The sequence below is a fragment of the Phytobacter ursingii genome, assembly GCF_001022135.1.
Taxonomy (GTDB): domain Bacteria; phylum Pseudomonadota; class Gammaproteobacteria; order Enterobacterales; family Enterobacteriaceae; genus Phytobacter; species Phytobacter ursingii.
Genome location: NZ_CP011602.1, coordinates 169,614 through 189,911, shown reverse-complemented (window position 1 = coordinate 189,911; position 20,298 = coordinate 169,614). Strand labels below are relative to the sequence as shown.

Genomic DNA, 20,298 nt, shown 5'->3' with positions numbered 1-20,298 from the left:
GATGGTTCTTATTTGCGCAATTTTTATACAGTCATTTGGACTGATTAAATCGATACAGCGGTAACAAATAACGCTGAGACAGCGTCGTTATCTGCAGGTAATGCTCAGGTGTAAGGGTTCTCCACAGCCTCTGATACCAGATATCTTCACCTTCGCCGGTAGAAAACATACCGCCCTCATACGCTTGCAGGAATTTACTTTGCGCTTTTTGCAACGTTGTCTCATCCGATAACATGGCATCATTTGCCGCGTCGTAACAGGCTTTTATCCATGCACCGCCACTTTCTGGCAGCAGCAGCAGAGGTTTTGCCATCCCTTCGCGATAGCCTTCAATCATGAGCGCCAGATGTTGCAATGCGTCGTCCGGCGTCATCGCAGGGAAACGCCATTCGCCACCATTGCGGACGAATAACCGACTTTCCCCAATGCCGCCGCTAGCACAGTAGACAAGGTGCTCCAGCCAAAGTTGCAAACCCTGGGTGACGCTGAGTTTTGATGGTCGCCAGCGTAGCAGGCCATCAGGCTGCACATGCGCAAGCCATCCGCTCAAATGCACCCCCGCACACGCCAGATCGACCTCCATGCTTTGACCAGGTTGGCGCTGTGCGATAACCCGGTCTGCCAGCTCCTGCATTTCAAGCTGTTGGGCTTCCCAGATAATCTCGCCAAACGCGCCATAGGGCAATGCTCCTGCGGCGCGATAGTGACGGAAAAGCTTCTCAACATCCTGTTGCTCCACCAGCGTATTGAGCAATTCCTGGTTGAGCTGATAGCGACTTAATCCCTCAAGAATGAAAGGTTCGGCATCGGGAATATCACTCTCTTCCGGCCGGAAATTAACCCTCAGACGCATCTGGAAAAAAGCGCGTACCGGGTGCGCCCAGAAACGCAAGAGTTGCTCAAGCGTGAGCGATTCCAGCGCAAGAGGGGAAAGTTGCTGAATAAATTCCGGGTGGGCCGTGCCCTGCTGGCTTGCCGCGGGCAACCAGTCACTGGCAAAGCTTTGCCATTCGCCGGGTCGGAAATTGGCAGCATCAAACGGCATACGGGGGTGTAAATAACAGATATGCGCTTTAACGCGCTTTTCACTCTCATCGCAATTTAGCGCTTCATCACCCGGCAGACGGTGGCTTTGACCAATGTAATCAAGCAGTTCTTGCACCAGTACCGACGGGAAACGTTCGCTGTTGTCCTGAATCGAGCGACCGATATAGCTGATATAGAGTTTTTCCTGCGCGGATATCAACGCTTCAAGGAACAAGTAACGGTCATCATCACGGCGGCTGCGGTCGCCGCGCTGGGACTGATGGCTCATCAGGTCAAACCCAAGCGGCGCAAGGGTTCGCGGGTAGATACCGTCATTCATTCCCAGCAGGCATACCACCTTAAATGGGATGGAACGCATTGGCATCAGGGTACAGATATTTACCGGCCCGGCCAGGAAGCGCTGGCTGATACGCTCCTGATCGAGACGCAGCGCCAGCTCATCGCGCAGGACGGAAAGCGGAATCTCTTCGCCATACGCCGCATCAATCCCTTGCGCAATGATCGCCTGCCATTGCTGCTCGATAAGCGCCAGCGCGGCCTCGGTGTCCTGATCGGGCAGGAAAAAGTCATTGAGCATCTCCCGGCAGACCGGAAGCCACTCTTCAAGTGGTCGCGCCTGCGCCAGTCCCTGCCGCCAGGTATTAAGCTGCATGAGCAAGGAGGCGAGATGACCAACCAGCTCGGCAATCAGCCCGCTGGATTCATCATAGGGCAGAATGGATTGCCATTCCCCCTGACGACTTTCCATAGCATATCCCAGCAGCATGCGGGTTAGACCAAATTGCCACGTATGTTGTCCGGTCGCCGGGAGTTCCAGTTCGCGGACATTATCGTCATCCATACCCCAGCGAATGCCCGATTCATTGACCCACTGGCGCAGGTAACGCAACCCCTCTTCATCAATATTGAAACGCGCTGCCAGCACGGGGACATCCAGCAGAGCCAGTACATCTTCCGAAACAAAGCGGCTATCAGGTAATGACAACAAACTAATAAATGCCTGCAACGCCGGATGCGCCTGACGTGCACGGCGGTCAGAAATGGCGTAAGGAATGTAACGCTCACCGACAGCACTACCAAAAACGGACTGGATATACGGACTGTAGCTGTCGATATCCGCCACCATCACCACAATATCGCGCGGCGTCAGTGACGGATCGGCTTCCAGTATCGCCAGTAAATTGTCATGTAATACTTCTACCTCCCGCTGTGGGCTATGGCAGATATGTACCGTCACGCTACGATCGTCCGGCTCCAGCAGACGCTTTTTATCGCTTCGCTCATACTCTTCTGCGTTCACTCCTGCGACAGCGCTATTTTGCAATTCCAGCATGTCGTATTGCAGGTTCTGCAGAATATGCCCCGGCGTAACATCGACAAACGCGTCCAGGTCCTGGTAATTCTCCAAACCGGCAAGCAGGTGCACATAATCGCGCCCCAGTTTGCCCCACGAGGCAAGCAGTGGGTTTGGTAAATTTTGCTCGCCATCGCTGTTAAATAAGCCTTGTACAGCGCTCGCATCACGAAAAAGAGGGAGCGTTCGCTCATCGCGATGATGTCGACGCTTGCGTGTCAGCAGTTTGGCTAAAAAAGCGGGATCTTTAATATCGCCCCAGTAGTAGCGACAAGGGTTGGTAAAGAGAAGGTGTACGTCGATATGCTTACCCAGCGCCTGTAACGCCTGCAGATAGACGGGCGGCAGCGCGGAAATGCCACAGATAAATACGCGAGACGGTAACCCTGGCGGGCACTGCTCAGCTGACTCAAGCACATTGATAAAGCGCTGATAAAGATTGGCACGATGCCAGTGCGGCTGGCCAAGCTCGGCCGTATACTCCACCAGACGACGCCATAGAGGCGCCTGCCAGATTTGCGCTTCATCAAGGCCATCCACTTTTTCCCCGGCTTCCCATAGGGTAAGCCACTCCGGACGATAGACGAGGTATTGGTCAAAAAGATCCGCAATACGGGAGGAAAGCTGGAACAGCTTGCGCTTATCGTCGTCATCACTGAGGTAATGGCGCAGCATGGCAAATTCGTCCTGCTCCAGCATAGCCGGCAGCAGCGACATCAATTTCCAGCTCATGCTCTGTTTCGTAAATGCGCTCTCTTTTGGGATGTCCGGGAGGACACGCACAAACATATCCCAGATAAAACTGGCAGGAAGCGGAAAGTCGATATTGGCGGCAATGCCAAACTTTTGCGCCAGCGTCATTTGTAGCCATTGCGCCATACCCGTGCTCTGAACCAGCACCACTTCGGGTTCAAAAGGATCGCTGAGGTGATCGCGCTCAACGATAAACTCCATCAATGCTTCCAGCACATCCAAATGATTGGAGTGATAAACCCTTAGCATATGTGCTCCTGACTACAGGCTGTTCGGGCAAAATGTTCGCGTCATTTGCCCTTTTCTGCCCACTGGCGAAATGATAATTACCCTGATGCTGACACATCCCCGGTCGCTTGTCTGCTCCTTCTGTACCTGCCACCCTGCTGGCAGCGGCGGCGGATACATTTGTGCCTGTTGCCAGGCGTGGCGCCACAAAAGCCGGTACTGACTCCATGTGTGAAAACCGGCGGCGAGCGCACGATGATAGCCTCCCAGCGCCGTGACCACCATCACCAGTAAAACCATAGCCAGCAGCACTTCCGGCAGGCTCAATCCGCGTTGTTTTGTGGGATCTGACACAGCTCCGTTTCCTTATGTGGGCAAAAATCACTCCAGCCGTGCGCGGAAAACACGACATTGTTACGCGCAATGCGTCCGCCTCGCCATAAACGTTGTTTGCCACTTCCGACGGTTAATAACACAGTCTGGTCGCTGAGCACGCGCAGGCATGCCTGCCAGGGCTCACTGGGGTGTCGCAGACATTGCAACGCGGGTTCCCTGAGCCATGTGAGCCTTTGCGCCCACATCATCGCCGACTGCACTTGCGCATACTGGCGAAGGTGTTCGCTCTCGGTGCTCACCCGGCGAATATGCGTATTCAATTGCTGGCTTAGCCCATTAAGCATCAGGCTACCGAGTATCAGAATAAGCAGCACCAGCGCCAGTGACGAGATCCCTCGCTGACGGTTCATAAGTTAAAACCACTCACACTAAAGGCAGCAGAAACGTTCTGTGTTTCCCGGCCTTTAATTTGCCCCGCCAGACTTATGATAAAAACCGGGACAAAACCCGTGGTTTGCTGCCGGGTAAGAGAAAAATGGGAGATATTCACTGTATTGGGATCCGTCATTTTGTCCCAGCCTTTTCCCTCGCAGGACGTCGCGCCGCGCAGGGTTTCCAGTACGCCATTTTGCAGACGAAACCCCGTCTGGTCGGCATCACTGGCAGGCGATGTCTCCCATCGTCCATTGCTGTTAGCATCCCATTGCACCACCACGCAACTCCCATCACGCCCGATCGACAGGGGTTGTCCTGCACATTCACCATTGCAATACCCGGCACGCTGAATGTGTCTGGCAATCGTATACAGGCGCTGCTAGAGCTCATCCTCAAGCGTCTGATGAAGGGTCTGTTGCAACACGGCAAACTGTAACGCAGGAAGAAAGCGTGCCGCCGCCAGCAGGATGACGCTCCCTATCGCCATCGCCAGTAAGGTTTCAAGCAAGGAAAACCCCTGCTGTCGGGCTAACATGACTCATCCGCCATATACTGACACATCCGTATCCTCCCCCAGCCAGACACCACGATTCGCCACTCACCTGCGCTGCTTCCGACCCGGATATGCCCTCCCCATGCCGTATTACGCAGACCATAAAAACCTAATGAAGGTGTAATTTCCACGAGGTTAACCTCGGGCCACACCGGGCGCATAAGATACGGGGAATCGACAGAGCATCCTGTTTGTAGCCCCTGGGTATGCAGGCACCAGACATCTCCAGAACGGGATGCCAGAATCAGCCGCTCCTGGTTATGCCAGTTGGCATCATCACGCAGCATCTCCAGGAAATGCCTGACCTGCAGCGCGGTTTGCCATAAGCGCTGCTGGGCCTGCCAGTTACGCCAGCCGGTAAGCCCGATGCCGCTCAGAATCACAATCAGCGCCACCGCAACCATCGTCTCAATCAGGGTAAATCCATGTTCGTTTTTCATGGCGGCAGTCTGGCGCGACGCAGCAGTCATGGCGAGCGGAAGGAGGCCGTTTTACGAGACGTCACGGAACAAACAGGCGGAGTTGCAGCGGGTTACAAGCGGTCTGGAAGATATGCCGAAGAATGCGTAATGAGGATAAAAAAACCGGCGCTCTGTGGCGCCGGTTATGCGATGCTGCACTCGGTCAGATAGCGACCGGGGCTTTAATCGCCGGATGCGGATCGTAACCTTCGATTTCAAAATCATCGAAGCAATAATCAAACAGCGATGCGGGCTTACGTTTGATTTTTAGCGTTGGCAGTGCGCGCGGTTCGCGGCTCAGTTGCAGGCGCGTTTGCTCCAGATGGTTGCTGTACAGATGGGTATCGCCACCGGTCCAGACAAAATCCCCCGGCTCCAGATCACACTGTTGCGCCATCATATGCACCAGTAATGCGTAGCTGGCGATATTGAAAGGCAGGCCAAGGAAGATATCGCACGAGCGCTGGTAGAGCTGGCAGGAGAGCTTGCCGTCCGCGACATAGAACTGGAAAAAAGCATGGCACGGCGCCAGAGCCATTTTATCCAGTTCGCCCACGTTCCAGGCTGACACGATGATACGGCGCGAGTCCGGATCCGTTTTCAGCTGGTTCACTACGGTCGAGATCTGGTCAATATGACGGCCATCCGGCGTTGGCCAGGCACGCCACTGTTTGCCATAAACCGGCCCGAGGTTGCCCTGCTCATCGGCCCATTCATCCCAGATAGAGACATTATTCTCTTTCAGGTATGCGATGTTGGTGTCGCCCTGCAGGAACCACAGCAGCTCATGAATAATTGAGCGCAGATGGCAACGCTTGGTGGTCACCAGCGGAAAACCGTCCTGCAGATTAAAGCGCATCTGATGGCCAAAAATAGAGAGCGTGCCTGTCCCTGTACGATCGTTTTTCGGGGTGCCCTCATTGAGCACCTTTTGCATCAGTTCTAAATACTGTTTCATGGTTCCTCAGGAAACGTGTTGCGGCGCACGACGACGATACGCCCAAACCATCATGATAATACCCGCAACAATCATCGGGATGGAGAGGATCTGCCCCATGCTGATGTATTGCACCCACGTACCGGTAAACTGTGCATCAGGCTGACGGAAGAACTCAACGATGATACGGAACGCACCATAGCCAATCAGGAACAGGCCGGACACCGCTCCCATCGGACGAGGTTTACGGATATAGAGATTCAGAATAATGAATAACACGATACCTTCCAGCACCAGTTCATACAGTTGGGAAGGATGACGCGGCAGCACGCCGTAGGTATCAAAAATGGATTGCCACTGCGGATGAGACGGCAGTAATGCGGCGTCTTCCGCGCGCGAACCCGGGAAAAGCATTGCCAGCGGGAAGCTCGGATCGACACGACCCCACAGCTCGCCGTTAATAAAGTTGCCCAGACGCCCGGCCCCCAGTCCAAAAGGAATCAGCGGCGCAATAAAATCAGCAACCTGGAAGAAGTTACGTTTAGTGCGTTTGGCAAAGACGATCATCACGACAATAACGCCGATCAAGCCACCGTGGAAAGACATGCCGCCGTCCCAGACTCGGAACAGATACAGCGGGTCATTAAGGAAGATCGGAAAGTTGTAAAACAGGACGTAGCCAATACGCCCGCCCAGGAACACCCCAAGAAACCCTGCGTAGAGCAGATTTTCAACTTCATTTTTCGTCCAGCCACTGCCGGGACGGCCGGCACGACGGGTTGCGAGCCACATAGCAAACACAAACCCGACGAGGTACATCAACCCGTACCAGTGGAGGGAAACCGGCCCAATTGAAAAAATTACCGGATCAAATTCAGGAAAACGCAGATAGCCACTATTCATCTGTCACCACAACAAGTTGTTATTCCGCCGAAAGTGGACAGCGGTATAGATGCGCGCCCGTTCTGGCGGGCGCTCCAAAGGCGCGAATAATAGCATAGTGCGGGCAGGCTTGATGCGGCGAAGTTGTAAAAGATATGTATACCCGTCATCCTTTGCGCCGCAGGTGCGTTGGCCTCTCCAGCGCGCCCCGGTCACATAGTCATCTATGCTCCCGGGAGCTTACTGGCTCGCCGCCTTCCTGCAACACAAATGATTTAGGGTATTACCCGTCATCCTTACACCGCAGGTACGTTGGCCTCTCCAGCGCGCCCCGGTCACAGAGTCATCTATGCTCCCGGGAGCTTACTGGCTCGCCGCCTTCCTGCAACACAAATGATTTAGGGTATTACCCGTCATCCTTATACCGCAGGTGCGTTGGCTTCTCCAGCGCGCCCCGGTCACAGAGTCATCTATGCTACCGGGAACTTGTGTCTATAACCCACCGCGAATCAGGCCACCCAGGCCACGACGCTCCATAAAAGCAGCGACCTGATGCCTTACTTCGGTAGCCAGTTGCGCATCAAGCGTACGGTTTGCCAGCGTTTGCGCCTCGGCGAAATCAATACGCCGCAGTAGATATTTAATACGCGCCACCGATTTACCGTTCATTGACAGATGGCTAAAGCCAAGGCCAATAAGCACCGCCACACACATGGGATCTCCCGCCATTTCACCGCACAACCGCAGATCGATGCCCGCCCGCTCAGCTTCTCTGGCAATCATCGCCAGCGCGCGCAACACGGCAGGATGAAGGCTGTCATACATACTGGCCACGCGCGTATTGTTACGATCTACCGCCAGAATGTACTGGGTAAGGTCGTTGGTGCCAATAGAGATAAAATCGACCCGATTAGCCAGATGCGAGATCATAAACACCATTGATGGCACTTCAATCATCACGCCAATACGCGGTTTCGGTATGGCGTAACCAATCATCTCTTCGACTTCACGCCCGGCACGTTCAATCAGCCGTTTTGCTTCATCCACCTCATCAATACTGGTGATCATTGGCAACAGGATGCTGAGATTACCGGTGGCAGCATTTGCACGCAGCATTGCGCGCACCTGCACCAGGAAGATTTCTGGCTGATCGAGCGTAATACGGATGCCACGCCAGCCCAGGCATGGGTTCTCTTCGCTTATCGGCATATATGGCAACTGTTTATCCGCGCCGATATCCAGCGTACGCAGGGTCACGGATTTATCGTTAAACAATTGCAGCATGCCCTGATATTGCGCGACCTGCTCTTCCTCCGACGGGAAACCACTTTGCAGCATAAAGGGAATTTCGGTGCGATAAAGCCCGATGCCGTCGATTCGGCTGCCGAGCTTCTCTTCATGCTCTGGACTTAGCCCCGCATTGAGCATCACCCTAATGCGCTCGCCGCTTTTAAGCTGCGCGGCGAGGTTCACATCATCTTCCGCAAGGCGGGTTAATTCATTCTCTTCGGTGATAAGCCGCTGGTATTCCTGCAACAATACCGGCTCAGGATCAACCAGCACCTCACCACGATAGCCGTCCACCACCAGCGTGCGACGATGCAGCACTGAAGGCTGAATATCCGCCCCCATGACCGTTGGGATCCCGAGCGCACGTACCATGATCGCAGCATGGGAGTTGGATGCACCATCGCGCACCACGACGCCCGCGAGTCTGTCATGCGGCAGCTCAGCCAGCGTCGTTGCAGATAATTCATCGGCAACAAGAATAAAGCGTTCCGGCCAGGTATTGGGACCCTGAATATTATCATCCAGATGAAACAGTAAACGCTGGCCGAGCGTGCGCAAATCGCCAGAGCGCTCTTTCAGATAACCGTCACTCAATGCCGCAAACTGCTCGGCGAAACGCTCAATGACCGTTTTGACTGCCCATTCAGCGACCAGACCTTTGTCCACCTCGGCAAACAGCTCACGGCGCAGACGCGCATCCGAAAGCAGGTGTGAGTAAAGATCAAAAATCGCCGCCGTCTCTTTTTGCGCCCCCGCAGAAAAGCGCTTGCTGTAACGGCGAAACTCTCCGGCCGCCGCTTCCAGCGCGCTGGTCAGCCTTTCACGTTCGAGGGTTGTGTTAAGGGTCGAGGCTTCATAGACCTGTTCCATCAACGGCAGGGTTTCATCCATCCAGCCTTCGGCGATCGCCACGCCGGATGATGCCGGGAGCGCGCGAATACGCGTCTGGCGATACTGACCAAACAACGCGGTTAATTGCGACTGGGAGAGAATAGCCGCCATTTGGGTGGCCAGCGTTACCAGAAAGGACTCTTCACTTTCATCGTACTGGCGCAGTTCGCGTTGCTGAACAACCAGAACACCAAGAAGCTGACGACGCTGAATAATGGGCACACCGAGGAAAGCGCGGAAACGCTCTTCTTTTACGGCGGGGATGTATTTAAAACTGGGGTGTTTTTGCGCATCAGCAAGGTTAATAGGTTCCGCCAACCTGCCTACCAGGCCGACGATACCTTGATCAAATGCGAGAGTGACCGTACGCCCGCGCGGCTTTTTTAAACCGCGAGTCGCCATTAAGTAATAACAACGCCGGTCATGGTCTGCGAGGTAGACGGAGCAAACTTCCGTCTCCATCGCCTCGCAAATATCTGTGACCAGTATTTCCAGCGCTTCGTTCAGTCGCGGCGCGCTGGCAACTTTTTCAACGATTTCTCGCAAGCGGGTGAGCATAATGTGCGTGGCTTAACCTCTTTTACGTCGCCAGGCAGGTGCGCTTTGCGGCTTAGGCGGAATCTCCTGAAGCGCCATCACGGCCCCTGCAAACTCTTTCATCACCCGTCGATAGACGTCGCGTTTGAACGACACTACCTGACGAACAGGATACCAGTAGCTCACCCAGCGCCAGCCATCAAACTCGGGGGTACTACTGGTTTGCATATTGACATCAGCATCACTGCTGACCAATTGCAGAAGAAACCATTTTTGTTTCTGGCCGATACAGACCGGCTTTGTATCCCAACGCACCAAACGTTTCGGTAACTTGTAACGCAACCAGTTACGGGTAGAAGCAAGGATTCGAACATCTTTACGATTTAAGCCTACTTCTTCGAACAGTTCCCTGTACATCGCCTGCTCCGGAGACTCGCCTGGGTTGATTCCCCCCTGGGGAAACTGCCAGGAGTGCTGCCCGAAGCGTCTGGCCCACATGACCTGGCCCTGTCGATTACAGATTACGATACCCACATTTGGGCGGTAGCCATCGTCATCAATCACCGGACTACCTCAAAATAAACCTGAATTAATCGATTGTTTCACACTCGTGGAAAACGGTAAACCACTCAATTGCGACGGAACAAACGGATAACATTTGAATAACTCACAATTATCGGCAAAGTTATAAACAGACATCCCCTCACATGTCGGGTTTTATTCACCTTTTCTGTGGATAGACTTGTGAAGAACCGGAGATTTAACATTGGAAAACCCGGAGTAGTCTGAATATACTAGCAATCAGCTCAATGAATAAATATCTTAAATTCATTTAGTTAAGATGTTTATTTCTCTGTTTACATCCCATAATGTGATGATCATCACTATAGCGATCCTTGTACTGATGAAAGATCGAACAACGTCGTTTTTATCCACAGATTATGCCAATAAGTTAGGCACATTTTGTGCAGAAATTCGATTTTCGTCGCACGTCAAGGCTGTAAATCGAAACAGTAGTGCCACTTTTACCCAGTTATCCCATTTTTCTGTGGATAACATGGTGTAAGATCCTGTTTATTGTCAGTGACCAGATTTGAACAACCGCGTATTGTGTTGCGCAACGCCGCCTTTTTTACGGAAAATTATCTTAAGAATCAGTGCATTCATCAGGACGGGTGGAAAAAAATCGCAGTCATCGATAGTGTGCATAATTGCAGTTCATTTTTTAATCAAGGCTTTAGCATGTCCGCCATACAACCTTTAACATCGTCTCCCGAGTCCGAAATCCAGTTGCTTACCCAGGCACAATCGCTCGCAGGCTATACCCTGGGCGAGCTCGCTCTGCTTGCCGGGCTGCCCATTCCCCGCGATCTCAAACGCGATAAAGGCTGGACGGGGATCCTGCTGGAACAGTGGCTCGGTGCCAGCGCCGGCAGTAAACCGGAGCAGGATTTCGCGGCGCTGGGCGTAGAGCTAAAAACGATCCCCATCGACAGCGCGGGTCGCCCGCTGGAAACGACTTTTGTCTGCGTCGCCCCGCTAACGGGTAATACAGGGGTGGTCTGGGAAACCAGCCATGTACGTCATAAATTGCGCCGTGTGTTATGGATTCCCATAGAAGGTTCGCGCGACATTCCCCTTGCCGAACGCCGCGTGGGCTCACCGCTGCTGTGGAGCCCTAATGAAGAGGAAGAGAACCAGTTGCGTATGGACTGGGAGGAGTTAATGGATCTGATTGTACTGGGCCAGGTTGAGCGTATTACAGCGCGGCACGGTGAGGTATTGCAGTTGCGTCCGAAAGCGGCAAACAGCAAAGCGTTGACTGAGGCCGTCGGCACGCATGGAGAGCCTATTCTGACGCTGCCGCGCGGTTTCTATCTGAAAAAGAACTTCACCGGAGCCTTGCTCGCCAGACATTTCCTGGTGCCTGGGGATTAATTTTTACCTCCGCGCGGCTGGCGCTTATAATCAGCCTTTCTTTTTTGGCAGGACTTTATAGATGTTATTTGCATGGATTACCGATCCCAACGCCTGGCTTGCCCTTGGCACGCTAACGCTGTTGGAAATTGTGCTTGGAATCGACAACATTATTTTCCTCTCACTGGTGGTAGCGAAGTTGCCCACCGCACAGCGTAACCACGCCAGAAGGCTCGGTCTGGCTGCCGCGATGGTGATGCGATTACTGCTGCTGGCCTCAATCGCCTGGGTAACAAAACTGACCACGCCGCTCTTTACCGCATTCGAACATGCGGTATCTGCGCGCGATCTGATCCTGTTTTGTGGTGGTGTGTTCCTTATATGGAAGGCGAGTAAAGAAATTCACGAGACGATCGAAGGTGGTGAAGAGGATCTGAAAACCAATGTCCACTCCTTCTTTGGCGCAATCGTACAGATTATGCTGCTGGACATTATTTTCAGTCTCGATTCCGTCATTACCGCGGTTGGCCTGTCCGATCATCTGTTTATTATGATGGCGGCGGTAGTGATTTCAGTGGGCGTAATGATGTTTGCCGCACGCCCTATCGGCGAGTTTGTAAACCGTCACCCCTCGGTCAAAATGCTGGCACTCTCCTTCCTGATTCTGGTGGGTTTCACCCTGATTCTGGAAAGCGTCTCAATTCATGTACCGAAAGGGTATATCTACTTTGCGATGTTTTTCTCTATCGCAGTGGAGACCCTCAACTTAATGCGCGGCAAGAAAAACCCGCTGTAATACAACGCTTCCCCGTAAGGGGAAGCCGTTCTTCCCCTCCCTTTCCGCCCGCCACCACACTTTAAGATTTTCTCCCTTTTTTCTCCCGGTACATCACGTTATTACTAGAATGATGTGAGATACGAGCCAAATGAGGACAGAACGATGAAAAAATGGGCAGTGATTATCTCTGCAGTTGGATTGGCATTTGCGGTTTCAGGTTGCAGTAGTGATTACGTCATGGCAACGAAAGATGGCAGGATGATCCTGACGGACGGCAAGCCAGAAATTGACGATGAAACCGGCCTGGTCAGTTATCACGACCAGCAAGGCAATAAAATGCAGATCAATCGTGATGACGTTTCCCAGATCCTCGAGCGCTAACAATCTTTAAAAAGGTCAGTGACCTGCTGACCTTTTTTGGCCTCCCCTCTTTCCCTTTGTTCTGCCCTCTGCCATGTTTATATTCCTTTGTCAGGACAACTGACGCAGTACAGTAAGTAAAGGAAGCCGGCTATGCATTATCACCGTATCCCCCACAGTTCACTTGAAATAAGCACCCTGGGGCTGGGCACAATGACGTTTGGTGAACAGAACAGCGAAGCCGACGCCCATGCACAGCTTGATTACGCCATCAGCCAGGGGATCAACCTGATTGATGTCGCAGAAATGTATCCCGTCCCCCCGCGCCCGGAAACGCAAGGACTGACCGAGACCTACGTCGGTAACTGGCTGGCGAAGCGCGGCAATCGTGAGAAACTCGTCCTGGCCTCGAAGGTCAGCGGCCCCTCGCGCAATAATGACAGCGGTATTCGACCAAACCAGGCGCTGGATCGGAAAAATATCCGCCTCGCGCTTGAAGCCAGCCTCAAGCGCCTGCAAACCGACCATCTTGATCTTTACCAGGTGCACTGGCCACAGCGCCCAACCAACTGTTTTGGTACGCTGGGCTATAAATGGACGGAATCCTCCCCTGTCGTCACGCTGCTGGAAACGCTGGAGGCGCTAACTGAGTTTCAGCGTGCGGGTAAAATCCGCTATATCGGCGTCTCGAATGAAACGGCCTTTGGCGTGATGCGCTATCTGCAACTGGCGGAAAAACATGAATTACCGCGTATCGTCACTATTCAGAACCCCTACAGCCTGCTCAATCGTAGCTACGAAGTCGGTCTGGCTGAGGTGACGCAATATGAAGGGGTTGAGCTGTTGGCCTACTCCTGCCTGGCGTTCGGCACCTTAACCGGTAAGTACCTGAACGGGGCGAAACCTGCAGGTGCGCGCAATACGCTGTTCAGCCGTTTTACCCGCTACAGCGGCGAGCAGGCGCAAAAAGCGGTTGCCGCCTACGTGGATATCGCTAAACGCCACAATCTGGACCCGGCGCAGATGGCGCTGGCCTTTGTGCGTCGTCAGCCGTTCGTTGCCAGCACCCTGCTGGGCGCAACGACCTTAGAACAGCTGAAAACGAATGTGGAAAGTCTGCATCTGACCCTCAGCGAAGAGGTGCTGGCAGAAATTGAAGCGGTGCATCAGGTCTATACCTACCCGGCACCGTAATCTGAATCAGGCCGGGTTACCCGGCCTGCATCTTAGCGGCGGCGTTGCCAGATCCACAGTGCCGCGATTGCCAGCGCAAACAGTACGCCGAACCCGACACCTACGCCGACCACCGGTATCCCCACTTTGACCGCCAGGGAGTAGAGGCCCAGCATCAGCAGCATGGCGGTGTTCTCACCGAGATTTTGAACCGCAATGGCGTTACCGGCGCCCACAGAACGCTTGCCGCGCTCCTGCAACAGCGCATTAAGCGGCACCACGAAAAAGCCGCCCAGCATGCCAATAAGCAGCAGAATACCGTATGCCGGTAACACAGCATGTTGTAACGAAAAGAAGGTCACCGCCACACCAATCAGGATCCCGGCAGGCATACAACGCGCCACCGTCTCAAGCGTGACCAGTCGGGCAGCAAGCCCGGCCCCCGCCACAATCCCCACCGCCACCATGGCATTGAGATAGGTCGGCGTGGCGTTATCCGTAATGCCCAGAGCCACCGGTACCCACAACACCAGCAGGAAACGCAGCGTCACGCCCGCCCCCCAGAACAGGCTGGTGCCGACCAGTGAAAAACGCGTCTCGCCATTGCGCCACAGCACAGAACAGGCAGAGAAAAAACTGCGTGTCATCGGGGTGAAACGCCAGGATTGCCCCGGGCGCGCGGCTGCCAGTTTTGGGATGATCAGGTTTGCTACCACCGCGCCCGCATAGACCAGCGCACAAACGCCCAGCGAGGCCAGCACGTGCCAGTCAGCCAGAATACCGCCCGCCACTGAGCCCAACAGGATCGCGGCAATCGTCGAGGATTCCATCAGCCCGTTCGCTTTGACCAGCTTATCGCCGGTTGTCAGTTCGCCGAGGATGCCATACTTCGCCGGCGAATAAGCCGCCGCGCCGATGCCCACCAGCGTATAGCCGATGAAAGGATTAATCCCGAGGCAAATACTGGCCGCCCCCAGCAGCTTAAGGCCGTTGGCAACCATCATCACGCGCCCTTTAGGAAAGCTGTCGGCTATCTGCCCGACAAACGGGGCGAAGACGATGTAAGCGCCCACAAACACCATCTGTAGGATCGGTTGACTCCAGTCGGGGTAAAACTCCGCTTTCAACAGCGCCAGGGTGGCGAAGAGCAGCGCATTATCGCCAAAAGCCGACAGGAACTGGGCGGCAATGACCGCTTTCATCCCCTTCGACCACAGTGAAGTGTTAGTGGGTACTGACTCATGCATTTTGGGTTTCCGCCTCTTCAACCATGCCTTTTAACGTCACAAAGTCAGGCTTCCCGCTGCCCAGTAACGGCAACTGTTTGAGGAAGCGAATATCGCGCGGAACCGCCAGTTCCGGCACGCCTTGCGCACGCGCCTGCTGCTGGAGTTTCTCGCGCGTCAGTTGTTCATCGGTCGTGAACAGGACCAGCGCCTCGCCTTTACTGGCATCAGATTTGATCGCCGTGGCGTGCATCTTCTCGGGCGATACCGCCAGCGCCAGTTGCTCGACCATCTCCAGAGAAATCATCTCACCCGCAATCTTGGCGAAACGTTTGGCGCGCCCCTGAATTTGCACATAGCCTTGTTCATCAAAGCGCACGATGTCACCCGTATCGTACCAGCCGTTTTCCAGCTCACCCTGGGCATTTTCCGCCGCAGGGGCTTCCAGCACACCGGGTTTCTCCACGCGCAGATAGCCATTCATGATGTTCGGCCCTTTCAACTGCAGGCGCCCACCGTCATCAATACCCGGCACTTCGAGCAAGCGCGCGTCCATTCCGGGCAGAATACGCCCAACCGTACCGGGCTTCGCCGCCATCGGCACGTTGATCGACACCACCGGCGCGCACTCGGTTACCCCGTAACCCTCCAGAATGCGCAGACCAAATTTGTCCTGCCACAATTGACGCGTGCTGTCCTGCAACTTCTCTGCCCCTGCCACCACATAACGCAGGCGGAAAAAGTCATACGGATTGGCGAAGCGGGCGTAGTTACCAAGGAACGTCGAAGTACCGAACAGCACGGTGCAGTTCCGGTCGTACACCAGCTCCGGCACAATGCGGTAGTGCAGCGGGCTTGGGTAGAGGAAGACTTCTGCCCCGGTCAGCAACGGCGTAAACAGCCCCACCGTCAGACCAAAAGAGTGAAACAGCGGCAACGCCGACATAAAACGGTCATTGGCGGTGAAATCCGCAATGGTGCGGATTTGCTCGACGTTTGCCAGAATACTTTTATGGCTGTGGACCACCCCTTTCGGGTTCCCCTCAGAGCCGGAAGTAAAGAGAATGATCGCCGCATCTTCGGGTTTTTGCGGCACCTGCGCCAGACGCGGCATCAGCACGCGGCTAAAGATCCACAGTTTATCTTCCAGCGTGACGCTGCCTTTTAAATCTTCCAGATAGACCCAGCGCACCTGGGTTAACTGTTCCGGCAGATGCCAGAGCTTCCCTTTGTCCATAAAGGTCCGCGACGTGAATACCGTTTTAATTTCCGCGGCGGTGATGGCGCTGGTCAGCCCTTTCACCCCGGCTGTGTAATTCATCATCGCCGGAATACGCCCGCGGGCGATGGCACCAAAAATTACCGCAGCGCTGATACCGGCATTCGGCAACATCAGGCCGATTTTCTCGCCCTGAGCAGTGTATTTATCAAGGATACGGGCGACAAACAGCGTTTTGGTCAGCAGTTTACGGTAGCTGTCAGGGGTGAAATTGATATCTTCAACACAGTGCTTTCCCGCGCCATAACGATATTGTGCGGCGAGGAAGGCGTCGAATAAGGTTTCACGCGGACGCACCGCCATGCGGGCTTCCATCATAATCTGATGCAGCATCTCACCGGCAATTTTACGGCGATCGCGGGCGCGTGGCGCTTCCGGCATCGGCAGTTGCGTTGGCGGCAGAACATGCAGATGAATACGCGGGAAAAAGCGCTGTTTAACCAGTCCTTTCAGGCGGCTGAAAAAGGTCAATTCCGCCCCTTCAATACGGACCGGCACGACCATTGCCGCCGACTTAGCCGCCACAAATCCCGCACCGTCGTAAATTTTCATCAGCGATCCAGAGACCGAAATGCGCCCTTCCGGGAAAATCACTACCGGCCGCCCTTCGCCAATCAAACGAACCAGATGTTTGATGGACATTGGCTTCGTCGGATCCAGCGGCACAAAGTCGATGATCGGCTTAAGCCAGCGCATGTACCACTGCTGGCTGATGGAGGTATAAACCGCAAAGACCGGACGAACAGGAAGAAAGAGCGCCAGCAAAATCCCGTCAATAAAGGAGACATGGTTGGGGACAATCAGCACGCGCTCGCCATGCAGCGCCTGTGTATTACCCGTGAGCTGCACGCGGAACAGGACGCGAAAGAGGCCACGAAAAAAGCCAAATAACATTTCAACTCCTTTTGTTAGTCAATTCGACAGGTTATGCATAAATTGTGGCAGATTACACGAGAAGTGGGGGGTGGCAAAACGCGGGCGAAAAAAAACCTGCGCATCCGCGCAGGTTGGTGCAAGAAATTAAGTACGAAATGCGTACCGAAATAATCACCAATCAATACCTCTGGGATCTTGATTGTGGCTGGCAGCGCGTTAGCTCGCCAGTGGTAAAAAGCAAGCGAATGAGCCTAAGTGCAACGAGGTGTTTCTAATCATTCTGCTTGTTACACATTGACTTAATGGCAAAAAAAACCTGCACATCTGCGCAGGTTGGTGTAATTCAAGTGTTCAACCCTCAGGTTGACTTCACCTATCAATACCTCTGGGAGAACTACTGTAGCAATCTGGCCAATTACTTCTCCAGCAGACAATAGAAACAGCCTTTCGCAAAGTGTAACTAAAGGTTCGAACTGTATATTTGCGGATATATTTCCCATGTAACGTTTTCACGTCATTTCGCCGCGCCAGCTCACGTTTGTGGAAAGTGCGCTGGCGACAACCTTGATTAGCCAGCGCATTCCCGTAACATAAGTGGGTGTGTAAACGCTTACCCCTAAATGAAGGTGCTCAATGGCGACAATAAAAGATGTAGCCCGGCTTGCAGGTGTCTCTGTCGCTACGGTCTCGCGCGTAATTAACGACTCACCTAAAGCCAGCGAAGCGTCAAGACTGGCGGTCCAGACCGCAATGGAGAGTCTGAACTATCACCCCAACGCTAACGCCCGCGCGCTGGCGCAACAATCGACGGAAACGGTCGGTCTGGTGGTGGGTGATGTTTCTGATCCTTTTTTTGGCGCGATGGTAAAGGCCGTTGAGCAGGTCGCCTCCAGCACCGGCAATTTTCTGCTCATTGGTAATGGTTACCATAATGAGCAAAAAGAACGTAACGCGATTGAGCAACTGATTCGCCACCGCTGCGCGGCACTGGTTGTCCACGCCAAAATGGTGCCGGATGCCGAACTCATCGCGTTAATGAAACAGATCCCCGGAATGGTATTGATTAACCGCATTCTGCCGGGATTCGAACAGCGCTGTGTGTCGCTTGATGACCGCTACGGCGCCTGGCTGGCGACACGCCACCTCATACAACAGGGCCATACCCGGATAGGCTATTTGTGTTCCAACCACGCGATTTCTGACGCGGAAGACCGTCTGCAGGGCTATTACGACGCCCTCAAAGAAAACGGCCTGCCGTGTAATGAGCGTCTGGTCACCTTCGGTGAACCGGACGAGAGCGGCGGGGAACAGGCGATGACCGAACTGCTCGGGCGCGGCAAGAATTTTACGGCTATCGCCTGTTATAACGATTCGATGGCGGCGGGAGCAATGGGAGTACTCAACGACAATGGCATTACTGTGCCAGACGAGATCTCTCTGATTGGCTTTGACGATGTGCTGGTGTCACGCTATGTCCGCCCGCGTCTGACCACTGTGCGCTATCCCATCGTGACAATGGCGACACAGGCGGCGGAACTGGCGCTGGCGCTGGCAGAAAACCGTCCGGTTCCGGATGTCACACATGTCTTTAACCCGACGCTGGTAAGGCGCCACTCGGTCGTGACGCCACAGGAAAACTAAAGGGTAAAGCGATAGAGGTGGACGGTCGTGTCCGGGTAATCAAGACCGTCGCCGATATACTGCCAGCCAAAGCGCTCATAAAAATCACGGCAGGCCGAGTAAAGATGAAGCTCGCTAAACCCCATCTCCCGCGCAGACGCAATCACATGCTGCTGTAATGTGCGCGCCAGCCCCTGCCCGCGCGCAGATTCAGCCACATAGAGCGCCGCCAGCCACGGGAACAGATCCTGGCGGCTTATCAAATCGCAACGCCACAGCCCGACGGTGCCAAGCAGCGTTTCGCCATCCACCAGCACAAAGGTCAGCGGCAGGCTACCCGGCGTCTGGCTGTGTTGAATGATGCTTTCAAAGAACGCGCGCGGCAGTGAGTCGCCAAACTCGCGCCAGAGCCACTCGATCACCTGTTCGGCATGCTGCGGCGCGTCGTATAACGGAATCACTTTCACATTAATTTCCCTTGAAAAATCGGCACTGATTCAAACAGATAGCCGTCAAAATCCGGGGCATCTTCGTCCGAGAGCTCCAGCAAACTCTTTTTTACGTTTTCAAGATGCTGCCACATAGCCTGCCAGGCGCCCATCACATCGCGACGGCGCAGCGCCGCGAGCAACGTTTGCCTGTCGCCCAGCCATTTCAGGCGATAAGGTCGACTGGTAATGTGCACATTGAACTGCTGCCATAGCGGGCTGCTATCCATGTGGTGCCAGACGCTTTCTACCGTTGCCAGCAGCATCTGATTTTGTGAGGCACCTGCCAGCACCAAATGAAACATTTTGCTGTTGTCCTGGCTGGTGTCATTCAGGGCAATCGCACGCTGTTCCTGTTCCAGTATGCGGCGCAGGTTATCGATATCCGCCCGCGTCGCCATTTTGGCGGCAAAGGCGGCGATGTTGCTTTCGAGCAACTGACGCGCCTGTAATATTTCAAACGGGCCGACATCACTGCTAAGAAAGCGCTCTTCTTCGTTTTCATGCTCCTGAGGAATACGCATCACATAGACGCCAGACCCCTGACGAATGTCGACGGTTCCCTGCAGTTCAAGCATTAAGAGCGCTTCGCGGACTATCGTGCGGCTGACACCATACTTTTCGGCAATATTGCGCTCAGGCGGAAGGCGGGATCCCACGGGGTAATGCCCCTGGATTATTTGCGCGCGTAAATCTTCGCCAATCTCCTGGTACTGTTTTTTTTCCGGCGGGATAACAGCTTTTTCCACAATATCACCTGTTGCTTATACCCATCATATTGCGCGTTGCAGGTGCGTTGGCTTCCTGCAACCCAAACTATTCAGGGTATATAAATATGGATTAACGCTCAGGCCGGAGATCCCCCGGCCTTTCGGCG

17 protein-coding genes and 2 pseudogenes are annotated in these 20,298 nt (G+C 54.1%); 6 read left to right on the top strand and 13 right to left on the bottom strand.

Annotation, left to right across the window (positions count from 1 at the left end; translation table 11 throughout):
- Positions 1-31: 31 nt before the first annotated feature.
- The 9 genes and pseudogenes from recC to rppH all read right to left on the bottom strand — a co-directional run bounded on the left by recC (position 32) and on the right by rppH (position 10,268).
- On the bottom strand, positions 32-3,403 hold the full coding sequence (gene recC, locus AB182_RS04340; protein ID WP_047369038.1) for an exodeoxyribonuclease V subunit gamma: 3,372 nt from the start codon (positions 3,401-3,403) through the stop codon (positions 32-34).
- Between the two features lie 12 nt (positions 3,404-3,415).
- A complete protein-coding gene (locus tag AB182_RS04335; protein ID WP_071845826.1) occupies positions 3,416-3,736 on the bottom strand; it encodes a prepilin-type N-terminal cleavage/methylation domain-containing protein in 321 nt (106 codons plus the stop codon).
- Positions 3,706-4,128 (bottom strand): DUF2509 family protein, encoded by a 423-nt coding sequence (locus tag AB182_RS04330; protein ID WP_047369037.1) that lies wholly within the window; start codon positions 4,126-4,128, stop codon positions 3,706-3,708. The genes AB182_RS04335 and AB182_RS04330 overlap by 31 nt, the downstream gene beginning before the upstream one ends.
- A pseudogene (locus AB182_RS04325) lies at positions 4,125-4,688 on the bottom strand (prepilin peptidase-dependent protein). The gene AB182_RS04330 and the pseudogene AB182_RS04325 overlap by 4 nt, the downstream one beginning before the upstream one ends.
- Positions 4,682-5,146 carry a prepilin peptidase-dependent protein gene (locus tag AB182_RS04320; protein WP_047369036.1) on the bottom strand — a complete coding sequence of 155 codons (465 nt, stop codon included), beginning with the start codon at positions 5,144-5,146 and terminating at the stop codon, positions 4,682-4,684. Before AB182_RS04320 ends, AB182_RS04325 begins: the two are co-directional and overlap by 7 nt.
- Positions 5,147-5,330: 184 nt before the next feature.
- Entirely contained in the window at positions 5,331-6,125 is a 795-nt protein-coding gene (gene thyA / locus AB182_RS04315; RefSeq protein WP_047369035.1) for a thymidylate synthase, read from the bottom strand.
- Between the two features lie 6 nt (positions 6,126-6,131).
- A complete protein-coding gene (lgt, locus tag AB182_RS04310; protein WP_039077108.1) occupies positions 6,132-7,007 on the bottom strand; it encodes a prolipoprotein diacylglyceryl transferase in 876 nt (291 codons plus the stop codon).
- 471 nt (positions 7,008-7,478) lie between these two features.
- Positions 7,479-9,725: a phosphoenolpyruvate--protein phosphotransferase gene (gene ptsP / locus AB182_RS04305; protein WP_047369034.1), complete on the bottom strand. Its 2,247-nt coding sequence runs from the start codon at positions 9,723-9,725 to the stop codon at positions 7,479-7,481.
- 12 nt (positions 9,726-9,737) lie between these two features.
- Positions 9,738-10,268: an RNA pyrophosphohydrolase gene (rppH, locus tag AB182_RS04300; RefSeq protein ID WP_047369033.1), complete on the bottom strand. Its 531-nt coding sequence runs from the start codon at positions 10,266-10,268 to the stop codon at positions 9,738-9,740.
- 452 nt (positions 10,269-10,720) lie between these two features.
- Between rppH and AB182_RS32915 the strand changes: the two are divergent.
- The 5 genes and pseudogenes from AB182_RS32915 to AB182_RS04280 form a co-directional block, all read left to right on the top strand.
- Positions 10,721-10,795, top strand: a pseudogene (locus tag AB182_RS32915) (hypothetical protein); the annotation flags it as partial.
- Positions 10,796-10,946: 151 nt separating this feature from the next.
- A complete protein-coding gene (mutH, locus tag AB182_RS04295; protein ID WP_047373176.1) occupies positions 10,947-11,642 on the top strand; it encodes a DNA mismatch repair endonuclease MutH in 696 nt (231 codons plus the stop codon).
- A gap of 61 nt (positions 11,643-11,703) precedes the next feature.
- Positions 11,704-12,417 (top strand): TerC family protein, encoded by a 714-nt coding sequence (locus AB182_RS04290; protein WP_047369032.1) that lies wholly within the window; start codon positions 11,704-11,706, stop codon positions 12,415-12,417.
- 144 nt (positions 12,418-12,561) lie between these two features.
- Entirely contained in the window at positions 12,562-12,780 is a 219-nt protein-coding gene (ygdR, locus tag AB182_RS04285; RefSeq protein ID WP_039077112.1) for a lipoprotein YgdR, read from the top strand.
- 132 nt (positions 12,781-12,912) lie between these two features.
- Positions 12,913-13,953 carry an NADP(H)-dependent aldo-keto reductase gene (locus AB182_RS04280; protein WP_047369031.1) on the top strand — a complete coding sequence of 347 codons (1,041 nt, stop codon included), beginning with the start codon at positions 12,913-12,915 and terminating at the stop codon, positions 13,951-13,953.
- 32 nt (positions 13,954-13,985) lie between these two features.
- Here AB182_RS04280 and lplT read toward each other — a convergent pair whose 3' ends face one another.
- Positions 13,986-15,179 carry a lysophospholipid transporter LplT gene (gene lplT, locus AB182_RS04275; RefSeq protein ID WP_047369030.1) on the bottom strand — a complete coding sequence of 398 codons (1,194 nt, stop codon included), beginning with the start codon at positions 15,177-15,179 and terminating at the stop codon, positions 13,986-13,988.
- Complete coding sequence (gene aas / locus AB182_RS04270) at positions 15,172-17,331, bottom strand: bifunctional acyl-ACP--phospholipid O-acyltransferase/long-chain-fatty-acid--ACP ligase (protein WP_047369029.1); 2,160 nt, start codon at positions 17,329-17,331, stop codon at positions 15,172-15,174. The genes lplT and aas overlap by 8 nt, the downstream gene beginning before the upstream one ends.
- A 615-nt stretch (positions 17,332-17,946) precedes the next feature.
- Here aas and galR point away from each other — a divergent pair.
- Positions 17,947-18,954, top strand: coding sequence for an HTH-type transcriptional regulator GalR (gene galR / locus AB182_RS04265; protein WP_047369028.1), 1,008 nt, complete (start codon positions 17,947-17,949; stop codon positions 18,952-18,954).
- Here galR and AB182_RS04260 read toward each other — a convergent pair.
- Both AB182_RS04260 and AB182_RS04255 read right to left on the bottom strand, forming a co-directional pair.
- Entirely contained in the window at positions 18,951-19,400 is a 450-nt protein-coding gene (locus AB182_RS04260) for a GNAT family N-acetyltransferase (protein ID WP_047369027.1), read from the bottom strand. The two genes, galR and AB182_RS04260, sit on opposite strands and share 4 nt — an antisense overlap.
- Positions 19,397-20,170, bottom strand: coding sequence for a GntR family transcriptional regulator (locus AB182_RS04255; RefSeq protein ID WP_039077118.1), 774 nt, complete (start codon positions 20,168-20,170; stop codon positions 19,397-19,399). The genes AB182_RS04260 and AB182_RS04255 overlap by 4 nt, the downstream gene beginning before the upstream one ends.
- Between the last annotated feature and the right edge of the window lie 128 nt (positions 20,171-20,298).